The sequence below is a fragment of the Sulfobacillus sp. TH-112 genome (assembly GCF_057473405.1).
This window is the reverse complement of record NZ_JBYCKN010000132.1, coordinates 26,463-38,670: the sequence shown is the minus strand read 5'-3', so window position 1 is coordinate 38,670 and position 12,208 is coordinate 26,463. Positions and strand designations below refer to the sequence as shown.

General features: G+C 52.3%; 9 protein-coding genes. 6 read left to right on the top strand and 3 right to left on the bottom strand.

Translation table 11 applies throughout. The annotated features are described in order from the left end of the window. Both ACOJWD_RS09295 and ACOJWD_RS09290 read left to right on the top strand, forming a co-directional pair. The coding region (locus ACOJWD_RS09295) for a Ger(x)C family spore germination C-terminal domain-containing protein (protein WP_486992947.1) at window positions 1-459 on the top strand (459 nt) is incomplete at its 5' end. 24 nt (window positions 460-483) lie between these two features. After that, the gene (locus ACOJWD_RS09290) at window positions 484-1,638 is read left to right on the top strand and encodes a GerAB/ArcD/ProY family transporter (RefSeq protein ID WP_486992946.1); all 1,155 of its coding nucleotides are present in this window, start codon (window positions 484-486) and stop codon (window positions 1,636-1,638) included. On the opposite strand, the gene ACOJWD_RS09285 is transcribed toward ACOJWD_RS09290, so the two are convergent. Further along, window positions 1,635-2,909 (bottom strand): sensor histidine kinase, encoded by a 1,275-nt coding sequence (locus ACOJWD_RS09285; protein WP_486992945.1) that lies wholly within the window; start codon window positions 2,907-2,909, stop codon window positions 1,635-1,637. The genes ACOJWD_RS09290 and ACOJWD_RS09285 overlap by 4 nt on opposite strands. Window positions 2,910-3,160: 251 nt before the next feature. On the opposite strand from ACOJWD_RS09285, the gene ACOJWD_RS09280 reads away from it, so the two are divergent. From ACOJWD_RS09280 to ACOJWD_RS09270, 3 genes are read left to right on the top strand one after another with little or no spacing between them, the layout of a single operon-like run. Continuing rightward, window positions 3,161-4,867 carry an ABC transporter permease gene (locus tag ACOJWD_RS09280; RefSeq protein ID WP_486992944.1) on the top strand — a complete coding sequence of 569 codons (1,707 nt, stop codon included), beginning with the start codon at window positions 3,161-3,163 and terminating at the stop codon, window positions 4,865-4,867. A gap of 27 nt (window positions 4,868-4,894) precedes the next feature. Further along, window positions 4,895-6,298, top strand: a complete 1,404-nt coding sequence (locus tag ACOJWD_RS09275; protein WP_486992943.1) for an ABC transporter ATP-binding protein — start codon at window positions 4,895-4,897, stop codon at window positions 6,296-6,298. A gap of 36 nt (window positions 6,299-6,334) precedes the next feature. Then, complete coding sequence (locus tag ACOJWD_RS09270) at window positions 6,335-6,742, top strand: Hsp20/alpha crystallin family protein (RefSeq protein WP_486992942.1); 408 nt, start codon at window positions 6,335-6,337, stop codon at window positions 6,740-6,742. Window positions 6,743-6,796: 54 nt separating this feature from the next. Here ACOJWD_RS09270 and ACOJWD_RS09265 read toward each other — a convergent pair whose 3' ends face one another. Both ACOJWD_RS09265 and leuS read right to left on the bottom strand, forming a co-directional pair. Further along, on the bottom strand, window positions 6,797-7,084 hold the full coding sequence (locus tag ACOJWD_RS09265; protein ID WP_486992941.1) for a hypothetical protein: 288 nt from the start codon (window positions 7,082-7,084) through the stop codon (window positions 6,797-6,799). Further along, entirely contained in the window at window positions 7,081-9,540 is a 2,460-nt protein-coding gene (leuS, locus tag ACOJWD_RS09260) for a leucine--tRNA ligase (protein WP_486992950.1), read from the bottom strand. Before leuS ends, ACOJWD_RS09265 begins: the two co-directional genes overlap by 4 nt. Window positions 9,541-9,921: 381 nt before the next feature. Between leuS and ACOJWD_RS09255 the strand changes: the two genes are divergently transcribed. Then, entirely contained in the window at window positions 9,922-12,174 is a 2,253-nt protein-coding gene (locus tag ACOJWD_RS09255; protein WP_486992940.1) for an EAL domain-containing protein, read from the top strand. Window positions 12,175-12,208: the final 34 nt, after the last annotated feature.

The following is a 12,208-nucleotide window of genomic DNA, read 5'->3' as shown; positions in this document are numbered from 1 at the left end:
TTTATTAAAGCGCTTGGTCCAAAAGAATTGACAAGCTATGGGATGGCCGCCGGCTTAAGCCGCAAAAGCAATCTCTATCTCCCCCACTTTTGGCATGCCGATTTAGATTTCGTTGCTGACAAAGCCTCTTTACGCACCCGTATCCATAATGGCCACGTCACGGCAATAGTCACCATGAAATTCACTGCCACATTAGAGTCACTCAGTTCCCTTACGGAGTCCGCGCACCAATTAAGCGACATCAGCCGCCGCTCCTCGGCCATTATCGTCGCCTCGGTGCAGCATTTTCTAGGAGAAACTCAGTCCTTAGATGTCGACCCCTTAGGGGTCGGGCGCACCCTGTCGTGGTATACCCCGAATGCCTTTATGGCCTATCGCCATTGGCACCAAGTCTATCCACATATCACATTCGTCGTGCATGCCATCGTAAAAATCAACAAAATGGGGGACATTAGGTAACTAAGGGATCGAGAGGTGACACGTATGGGCTCCAGTTCACGGCTTCCACGTATTTCGGCGGGACAATTTGCCACCATGATTACCGCAGGATACTTAGGTCTCGGCATCTTCTATTTTCCGCGGCCATTAGTGAGCGCGGCCGGGCGCGCCGGCATTTATGGTCTTTGGATCGATGGGCTCATCGCCTTTGGGTTGATGCGTCTTTTGTTTCGCATGAGCCACCTCATTCCCAATGAAACGCTTGCCGGGTATGCATCGGCTCTCCTATCAAAACCCGTGGGCTATCTTCTCGGCGTATTCACCATCCTCTATCATCTGGCCATCGCCATTTCGGCCACGGTGCTGTTTAGCTTCGTGTTAGGCAATATCTTTTTGCCGTCCACCCCGCTATGGGCTATCGATGGGATACTGGTGCTGACAGGATGCTATATTGCCTTGAGTGGCCTCGCTGGCCTGGCGCGCACACTGCAAGCAAGTTATATCCCACTTCTAGTGATCACCTTTTTTTCCGCCATTCTGGCGTCGGTCGCGATCCGCCATCCTGTGCTGCTCGAGCCTGGACAAGATGTGGCGGTGTTATCGGTACTTGTTGGCGCTTATCACCAATTTCTCATCTTCATCGGCTTTGAAGTGTCGGTGACCCTCTATCCGTTTGTGCACAATTCCCAGCGCGCCCAAGCCGAACGCTATAGCTATTACGCCCTTGGGGGTATACTCGTGGCACTCACGGTGGTCTACGAAATTGTCATGGCCGTATTCGGACCAGAAGCCGTCAGTGAGCTACGGTGGCCTCTCGTCAGCACCTATCGCATCATTTCTCTCTCTGGATTCTATATTAGTAAGCTCGGAACGTTGCTGATTGTGCTTTGGACCATCATCATCGTGGCATTTGTGGCCGTGCGCCTATGGTGCCTCGCGCATGACCTAATGGCACTATTACGGGATGTGACTCCAGTGAGTTATCAGCTCTCTCTCGTTATCATGGCGCTGACCGCAATTAGCGGGGCATTAATTTTTCCGAATGCTAAAATTGCCGACATCTTTAACGTGCGCTTTGTCATCCCTCTCGGATTTCTCTATCTTGTCGGCACTCCCCTCGTGGTTCTCACCGTGGCCAATATCCGAAAGCATATGGTCCTTAACCTACGCACGCTCAGTGAAAAATCACCGGAATCCTAAAGAGGGCTGTTCTCTTTAGGAAACACCAATTCGATTCGCGTACCAGCATCTGATACCACGCGAATACTTCCTCCATGTGCCTCCATGATACGCCGCACGATGAGGAGCCCAAAGCCATTGCCGGAATCTTTGGTAGTCACCCGACTGACAAAGATTTGTCGGATAAGCTCTTGATCGATGCCAGGGCCATTGTCCTTCACTTCCACCAAAATTTCGGTCAGTGTTTCACGATAACTAATCTCAATCGTGCCACCGTGGTCTTGCATGGCCTCCACCGCATTTTTTATTAGATTGGTCATCACTTGCTGCAGCCGATCCCCGTCTCCCCACAGCATTTGGTCGCTCGGATAGCCTTTATTTAATCGTATTTTTTGCTCCGCTCCCACGATCCCACGTTCGGACGCGAACCAGGCGTGCTCCACTAAGGAATCTAAGGACACCCAATCGGGATGCACTATCAAGGGACGGGCAACGGCCAAAAAGTCGGTGGTCAGACGGCTCAGCCGATCAATTTCCTGCATCATTTCGTAGTAAAAATTTTGTGTTTCGATGCCGGCCTCTAACTGGGCCATTTCCACATATCCGCTTAAAGCCGCCAAAGGATTGCGAATTTCATGAACCAGCCTAGCCACTTCTTCCATGGGGATCGCGGCCCGATCGTCGGAAATCTCAGGACACCATGCTTCGACCACCACATAGATGCCGACTGACATATATCGTACTAAGTAGTCCCCCACATGTCGGGTGGTCACGCCGGACACTACTTCATCCCAATTGGGAAATCCTGCAATGTTGTCCCACGAATCGTCAACTTCAATGTCAAATGCCTTCTCGGCGGAAGGATTGACCCAAACCACCTCCCGGTCGCGCGCCATCAAAATCGCGGTTTCCAACTGTTCAGCGGCTATCGCTCCGCGAGCATCCCCTCCCCACGCCATATAGGCCACTAGAGCCCCTTCTACGTTAAATACCGGTACCAACTCAAGATTGACCACGCTTCGGGGACCAGATGCCAGTTGACGACGATAGGTATCCACATGGTCTTCCGCTTCCACTGCAATGTGTCGCATCAGTTGAATCCATGATGGATCGCCGCGGTGCACGACATCCCGCATGGAACGATTGACCCACACCCACTCGCCATCCATGATCAGCCCTAAAGGAATCGGCATACGGTCAAATACTTCACGACGCAACATAAAGTCATTAATGAGAGAAATATCTCGGTTGACCGGAAAAACAAAATGCGCATTGTCATTTTCAAAATCCATAGAGTCGCCACCTTGAACGGTTTGAAGTATGAATGGGGGCATCCTACTCTACTCGGCGATTCGACATTTAGCGACGAATCCCTGCTTGAGAGATGTTTTTCTCGCTATTTCACCTTTTCTCTTGCCGTGAGTGACGGTAAGATAGAGAGTAATCGAGGGCACGTGATTTTGTGTCTCTTTCCCTTGTTTATAGACTCCCGATCGGTCTAAGGCGTGGAACCACATTTCTCTGGAAAAAGGAGGACGCCACCGTGACCGATACACGCGAACGGCCTGGGGTTGGCATGGCCGACATCTTGGTGGGGGCATTTGTCTTGGCGCTCATTTCCCTGGTGATTGCGTGGGCGACACACGCGCATCCCTACCGGGCCGAGTCGGGACACATTGCCCTCACCTGGTGGCACCTCCCGCTGGATGCCGCCTACTCATGGTTGCGTATGGCGGCCGCCTATGTGCTATCTCTAATTTTTACTCTCATTTATGCTTATGTGGCGGCCTTTAATCAACGCGCAGAGAAAATTCTCTTGCCAGGACTCGACATTTTGCAGTCCATTCCAGTGCTATCATTCTTACCCGTGGTCCTCCTGGCTTTCATAGCCCTCTTCCCAGGGTCACGCGTGGGGGTAAATTTAGCGTCGATTGTCTTAATTTTTACCGGTCAAGTGTGGAACATGGTCTTTGCCGCCTATCATGGCTTCATTACTGTTCCACGCGATTTGCGCGAATCGGCACTCTCTCTAAACCTCTCACCATGGCAACGATTCCGAACCATGGAGCTTCCGTATGCCATGGTCGGTCTCGTCTGGAATTCCATGATGTCGTGGGCTGGCGGCTGGTTCTTCTTAATGGCCTGTGAAATGTTTTCTTTGGGCAACCATAACTATCAATTACAGGGATTAGGGTCATATCTTCAAACGGCGGCCAATCAAGGCCGTTGGGGAGCCGAACTAGCCGGGTTAGGTACCTTAGTTCTGGTCATCGTACTCATGGATCAGTTAATTTGGCGCCCGCTCTTGGCCTGGGCAGAGAAATTCAAAATGGAGATGGTCGAGGGTGCCGACCGCCCACGGTCCGCGGTCTTGATGGTTCTCCGTCGCTCCCTGCTCTTGGAGTGGATGAACGCTCGCGTGTTTTTACCCATGACCGAATGGAGCGACCGGTTCTTTTCTTATACCATGCCAAAAGTTCGGCAGGACAAAAATATTATTTCTTTCATGAGCTTTGTCCGCTGGATTGTCGTCGCATTAGTCGTCATCGTCATGTTCACCGCACTAGAAGGAGCCTTACACCTCATATCTCATCTCCATTGGTCAGAGGTGATGACCATCCTTTTGGCGACCCTCGCGACCCTCACCCGCGTAGTGGTCGCCTTGGCTGTCTCGGTCCTGTGGACGGTTCCGGTCGGTGTCTTTATTGGCCTCAACAGAAAATGGGCCGCACGCCTCACTCCGGTGTCGCAAATTGCCGCTTCCGTTCCTGCCACGGCCTTATTCCCGGGAATGGTAGCGATACTAATCCATATTCAAGGAGGAATCAATACCGCCTCCGTATTGCTGATGATTTTAGGGACGCAATGGTACATCCTATTTAATGTCATCGCCGGCGCATCGGCCATTCCCGAGGACTTGCGAGAGGCTACCCGCATGTTTCGCCTCTCCCGAGTGCAAACTTGGAGCACCCTTATTCTACCGGCTATTTCTCCATTTTTAATTACCGGTCTTATCACCGCCGCCGGCGGGGCGTGGAATGCCAGTATTGTCGCCGAGTACGTCAGTTTTCATAATCACATCTACACGGCGTTTGGCGTGGGAGCCATTATCGCCAAGAGTTCACAGGATAATGGATTTCCGGTCTTGCTGGTGGCCACAGGATTCCTGGCTTTAACGGTGGTCATCATTAATCGGTTGGTTTGGCGGCGGTTGTACAACAAAGCCGCCGAGCGTTATTCTCTATCATAAAGTCCGGTCGAAAAGAGGGCACAGCCTATGGCACTATCGACGTCCAATAAAATCCCACCGAAGAACGATAGTCTGGTGCGTCTTCTCGGCGTGACTAAGATGTATGCGCAACCTGACAATTATGACATACGCGTTCTGGACGACATTAGCCTTGACATCAAGCCCGGTGAATTTATCGCGCTTTTAGGCCCCAGTGGATCCGGAAAATCCACCCTCTTGCGCATCATAACGGGGCTTTCCGAACCCTCTTACGGCACGGTGCTCTATCGCGGCAATCCGATACACGGCCCCAATCCTCATGCCGCCATGGTGTTCCAAAGCTTTGCTCTCTATCCGTGGTTGACAGTGCAGCAAAATGTGGAACTTGGGCTAGTGGCGAAAGGGACACCCAAAGAATTGCGTCGCAAACGCGCCATCGACTTAATTGATCTCATCGGTCTCAATGGGTATGAAGATGCCTTCCCGAAAGAGCTTTCTGGCGGAATGCGTCAACGCGTGGGATTTGCACGCGCCTTGGCGGTCGATCCCGAGCTTTTATGCATGGATGAGCCGTTTTCTGCACTGGATTTTTTAACCGCGGAGAACCTGCGCTCAGAACTTCTCGATTTATGGCTCGAATCGCGCATTCCGACCCGAGCGATATTAATGGTCACGCATGGCATCGAAGAAGCCGTATTTATGGCCGATCGCATCATTATCTTGTCAAAGAACCCCGCTCGACTGGTGGCAGATTTGCCGAATTTGTTGCCCTTTCCTCGTAATCGTAAATCTCCGGAGTTTGTGCAACTGGTGGACCAAGTGTACAAAATCGTCACCGGATGGGACGATGCTGAGGAAGAGGACCCTGACATTGAGGATCTTACAGGGGTCGAACTGAGCGCGTCTACCGGTGAGCCCAGTTCCGAGCCGCGGCGCCTGAAGGCCATCCCCTATGGCCATCTTTCCATGCTTTCGGGATTACTGGAATTAGTGCAGGATCGCGGCGGCCACGACGATCTCTATCGATTGGGAGCAGAACTATTTTTAGAAGTGGACGACCTGTTACCGGTCACTGAAACGGCCGAGCTCTTTGACCTCGCCGAGGTCAGAGAGGGGGATCTCTTTATTACCCCGTTGGGGCAGTCTTTTGTTGAAAGCGACATTAATGACCGCAAGCGCATTATTCGCACCCAACTCCAAGATGTCCCCATCTTCCGCTTAATCCAACGCGTCCTCAACTCGAAAGCCAACCATTCCATGGTCAAGGAGTTTTTCCTCGATATTCTGGAGGAACACTTCTCGGTCGCCGAAGCCGAGCGCCAAATAACGACCGCCATTAACTGGGGACGTTTCGCCGATTTGTTCCACTATGATACGGACACCGAGCAACTCTACTTGGATGACGACCAAACCGACGAAGAAATTCGCCGACAATCCTCACAAGAAACGTAACCATTCGGGACATACTGAGCACGGAGGTGATCCCGCTTGGCTTTATTACGTTGGGATGGCACAGAAATGGATCGAATGCGCGACGACATGTCGCGTATGTGGAATCGGATGCGTTCGGATTGGAACCTAGACCATACCCGTCCGCGCACCCATCTTCATCAAATGGACGATGGCTACTTAGCAGAATTTGAAGTCCCTGGTGTAGACCCAGACCTAGTAGAGATCGAAGTCGATGATGAATCGGTGAGCGTTCGTGGAGAGTTTCCGGCTTGCCCAGGCGAAACTGATGATCGAGTAGGCGAAAGCTTTCACGTGGTGATGTCTTGGCCGACCGAAGTGGATCCCGAAACGGCCGAAGCCAATTTTCGCCATGGACTGCTCTCAGTGACGGCACACAAAACGGCGAGTCGTCGACGACGTATTTCTCTCCAGTCTCCCCACTAAACAAGTGAAGGCCCCTAAGATGTGATGGGGGCCTTCATTCCATTTTGTCCGTCCCTATCTATGGGGCCGAGTCGGCGGCAATTGATCCGGAGGCGGAGGCTTTCTCCCACTAAAAAACCCTGCCACGAATCCGATCACAGCACCTCCTAATACGGGTTGCAATACCGTGCTTGGTGCGCCCACCCAAAGGATTGTCCCTCCCTCGGCCACTAAAATGGCCACCACACTAATCAGAATGACCTGCCCCATCGAATAGCGCCCCAGGGGACGACGTGAACGCCCTGCCACCGATCCAATCACCGCCGATGACACAGCGATGAGGAGTGCGAGTACGTCTCTCACGCCACCACCACATTCACTAACCGTGCGGGAATCACAATGACCTTTTTTACCGATCCCTCTCTCAAATAGGCGGCCAGGCTCTCTTGGCCTAGCGCGGCCTCACGAATCGTCTCCTCATTCCAGTCGCTCTCAATCGTCATTCGTCCCCGCACCTTGCCATTTACCTGCAATGCAATTTCAATGCGTTGTTCCATTAAGCGGTCTTCCGCATACTGGGGCCATTGTTCTTGGTGGACGCTGGTGGTGTGCCCTAACCTATGCCACAACTCATCCGCAATATATGGGGCCATGGGAGCGAGCAATCGCGTCAAGGTGTCTAGTAGGGTCTCTTGAGCCGCGGCAGGGACCAGTTCAATGTCTTGATAGAGGGCATTGGTGTACTCCATGAGTGCGCTGACGGCAGTATTAAGCGCCCGACGCGGTCCAAGGTCATCTGTGACCTTCTTAATGGTGCGGGCCTCGATACGCTGCAGTCGCTGCTGCGCCGTCACATCGCGCGCTTCGCTGCGACTCTTTACCACTAAACGATAGACGCGCTGTAAAAATCGATAGCTGCCCTCGAGCCCCTTCTGCGACCATTCGAAGTCCTTTTCTGGTGGCGCTGCAAACAACATAAAAAGTCGCGTGGCGTCGGCTCCCCATTCAGAAAGAATGATTTCCGGACTGATAATATTGCCCTTGGACTTGGACATTTTCGATCCTGCATTGAGCACCATTCCTTGAGGAAGTAGACTCTGAAAAGGTTCCTCTGCTGCTAACCAGCCCGCATCATGCAAAACCTTGGTGAAGAATCGTGAATAGAGCAAGTGTAAGACCGCATGCTCTGTGCCCCCGACGTACTCATCGACTGGCATCCAGTGGTTGGCATCCTCACGGCGAAAGGGCTCTCGCTCATCGTGTGGAGACAGATACCGTAGGTAATACCAACTAGAATCCACGAAGGTATCCATGGTGTCCGTTTCACGGCGAGCTGAGGCGCCACACTGGGGGCAAACTGCCGCCAGCCACTCGTCAGCCGACGCCAAAGGCGAAGCCCCACGCCCAGTAAATTCCACATTCTCCGGCAAGAGCACGGGCAACTGATCTTTGGGAACCGGTACAGGGCCGCAGTGAGGACATTGAATAATAGGGATGGGAGCCCCCCAATACCGTTGACGAGAAATGAGCCAATCACGCATGCGATAGGTCACCCGCTCCTGACCACGCCCTTCTTCCTTTAAACGGGCCGCAATAGCCCTTTTCGCATCTTCCGATGACAGCCCGGTAAATGGTCCCGAATTTACTAATATTCCGGGCTCTGTGAAGGGTAAGGCAGGCTCAGCTTCCGGGCTCGATTGGATGACACAATGAATGGGCAATTGATACTTAGACGCATAAAGAAAGTCTCGGGCATCATGCGCAGGAACTCCCATTACCGCTCCCGTGCCATAGTCGACAAGCACATAATTCGCCACCCAAATCGGAATTTCATTCCCGGTTAACGGATGAACCGCATACGCTCCCGTAAAAATACCGCGCTTTTCAGTGGCTTCCGAGGTCCGGTCCATATCACTCACCAGGCGTTCTTTAGCGACAAACTCTTCAACGCTCGCTGACGCCGGCGTTCCCTCAATGAGCACCTCGACCAGCGGATGCTCTGGCGCCAGCACCACATAGGTCGCGCCGAAGAGTGTATCCGGGCGAGTCGTAAACACGGTAATACGTTCCTCGTGTCCCACCACGGCAAAATCCACCACGGCACCGTGGCTGCGTCCAATCCAATGGGTCTGCTGAGCCTTCACCTCCTCTGGCCAATCAAGACCTTTCAGCCCTTCTAACAAACGATCGGCATATTGGGTAATACGAAAATACCATTGGGTTAAATCTCGCTTTGTCACGAGCGAATCGCACCGCCAGCAGCGACCATCTTCCACCTGTTCATTGGCGAGGACCGTCTCGCAATCGGGGCACCAGTTGACCGCCCCTTTTTTCTGATAGGCTAAGCCGCGCTCATAAAAGAGCAAGAACAACTCTTGTGTGAAACGGTAATAGTCAGGAAGACAGGTGGTAAGCTCTCGAGACCAATCAAATGAAAGGCCCATTTGACGCATTTGTCCCGTCATATAATCAATATTAGCCAGCGTAGACACACTAGGAGCGATTCCTGACTTAATTGCGGCGTTTTCTGCCGGCATACCAAAAGCATCCCATCCCATCGGATGCATCACGGAATATCCCCGCATGCGTTGAAATCGCGCAATCACATCACCCATGGTGTAAACGCGGACATGTCCCATATGCAGGTGCCCTGACGGATAGGGGAATTGTTCCAGACAATAATATTTGGGCAAAGATGCGTCGTCGTTCACCTGATAGAGATGTTCTTTTTCCCATTCACTCCGCCAACGCGCTTCCACTGCCTGTACGTCATAGCGATCGTGTGTCTCCGACGACCGTGTTCTCTCCTCCACACCTATCCCTCCAAATAAAAAATCCCTAGCTAGTCTAGGGACGAGTCAAACCCGCGGTACCACCCTGGTTAGCCCACCTCGGGCTCACTTCGAGGAGCCATAACGGACTCCACCCGCGACCTCGCCCGCTGAGACGAGGGGAAGTTGGTTGGTTCACACCAGCACCAACTCTCTGCAACAACTTCACACCTCATGCGTCGGGTTCATCGATCTCACGATGTCTAATTAATTTCATTTTAAAATAACCTATCGACGAACGCAAATTGTTCGTGCAAGACATTGTGGACTAAAAAAGAATAGGTAAAAAAAAAGGAGTCGCCCAATTTCGGTCGAATACTGCAAATTACGACTTTATCACACATTCGTCCATACAAGGAGCGACATATTATGGAGCAACCACTTTGGGAACTATCTCGCCTCTACAGCATGTGGCGTGAAGAGGCTCTAATAGAGGTTGTCTTTCAACCCCTGGTACATATTCCGAGCGGTGAGGTGTTCGGCTTTGAAGCCTTGAGCCGTCCCCAAATGAATCGCCAACCGGTGCCCATCGAACTGCTCCTGGAGTCCGCAGCTAAAGAAGACCAGTTGTCGGATTTTGACCGAATCGCCTTTCCGGTCATTCTCGCCGTCGCCTCCCAACACGCACTCAGTCCGGAAATGAGACTGTTTGTCAATTTTTCCCCTTTCACGTTATTGGACTCCGATTTCATTCTCGGCTCGTTCTATGATTCGGCTGTGTCAATTCAACCCAGCCAGATTGTCATTGAGATATCAGAACGTGAGTCCTTACCCGACATCGATCTCGATGACCTCTTACGGCCCTACCGCAATGCAGGGATTTCTATTGCCCTGGACGATTATGGTGCAGGCTATTCCGGGCTCAATCGCTTAGTCTCATTGCAGCCCGACTATGCGAAAATCGATCTTGGCATTGTCCGCAATGTCGATACCAATTCGGTAAAACATGCTCTGGTCGAAAGTACGGTCCAGTTTGCCAGTCGCGCTGGCCATCTGCAACTTTTGGCAGAGGGGATTGAAACTGAAGCCGAACTTCTCACTCTAGCGGAATTGGGCATTAATTTTGGTCAAGGATTTTTATTGGGCAGACCCGCCGAGAGACCAGAACGGCTGCCCCAGGCGACGCCGCTCCGTCCCATCGAACGTCACATCCCAGATGCTGCAGAACAACTACAAGCATTTCTCACCACATCGCACCGGCTGGTTAATGGCATCGGTTCAGGGGAAGGGATTGCGAGCCACATCGTGCATTTGGCCTCGCGGTTATTAGCTGCAGACCATGTGTCGCTCTGGGCTCCCGACGACACGCTCATCCGCGTCATGTACTCTTTCCCCTCTGTCCCTCTGGAATGGAGTAGCTTTCATTTTGATGCCCGAATGCCCTCCTATGAAGCCATGACGACCCGCACCACCATCATCTATCAGACCATCGCCGAGTGCGCCCAAAGTCCGTTTGCCGTCCACCTCGGACTTCAAGCGATGATGATTGTTCCCATTACCAGTCGCACCAAAACCGACGCGGTCCTCATGATTGGATATCACCGCCCCCTACAAATCCGCCCTCAAGACGTCCGTGTCGCCGAAGGCCTCGCACGCCTCATGGCCTTGGGGGCTCCGAACACCGACGATGCCATTGGCGTGGGTGAACCGATCTTTGAAGCCATTTCAACATTGGTTTCCAGCGGAGACTTGGATTCTCTTTTGGCAAAAGTGATGGAAGCGGCACTCTCCGTAAGTGGGGGACATCTCGGATTTATTGGCATTCTCACTGATGATTCTTTGCACGCCGTCACGGCAGACGGCGATTCGGTGGAATTTAACCGTTCCGACTTGTTTGATGTTCGGACCATTGACGGTGCCGGCCCGGTCGGTCAAATCTTACAGCAGCAACAGATGATGGTCATTCCCGATATTGTCAGCGAGCCCACCTTGAAGCCTTGGCTCAAGGACATGCTAGCCGACGGCATTCAAGCGGCTATTGGTATTCCGTTAATCCACGGGACTGAACTACTCGGCATTTTAAAGGTCTATCATAGCCAACGCAACGGATTTGAAACGCCCAGAATTCGCCGATTGGAAGCGCTAGCCTCGCTCGCCACCACCATTATTCAAAAGTGGCAAGAAGAACATAACGCCACACGGCACTGGGCCTATGAAAAAAGCGCTCAGGTGTTGAACCTCTTGCCCGTACTCATGCAAGACACTTCTGATGAACCCAGTTATCGTCGCATTCAAAAGACCGTGCAGGAGGTCATAGAAGGACGATACTCCGGAACTATCCGATATCATCAAAATCAGATTCTCCCTCTGGGAGAGGATCCCATGCCAGAATCCTACAAAAAAGAGCTTCTTCCCCTGATCCAAAGAGCGTATCACGAGAAATGTTTCATCCATAGCGCCGCCCAGCGCCAGAAAATTTTTGTGTTGCCACTCATCATCAGCAGCGAAGTCATCGGTGCCATATGGATTGCCGATTTTTCGTCGAGCTCGGAGAAGCTTAAGGAGTTGGTACGACTGATCGATTCTCACCTTAGGTTTCTCTCACTCGCTGGAGCAGCGGGTATCCTCCTCCAATTTCGCACGCTCCACCAGCTCTCAAGTCCCGCCTCCCATTCTCTCTAGGCTTACACCCGTCGATGATTATCTCGTTGGAGGG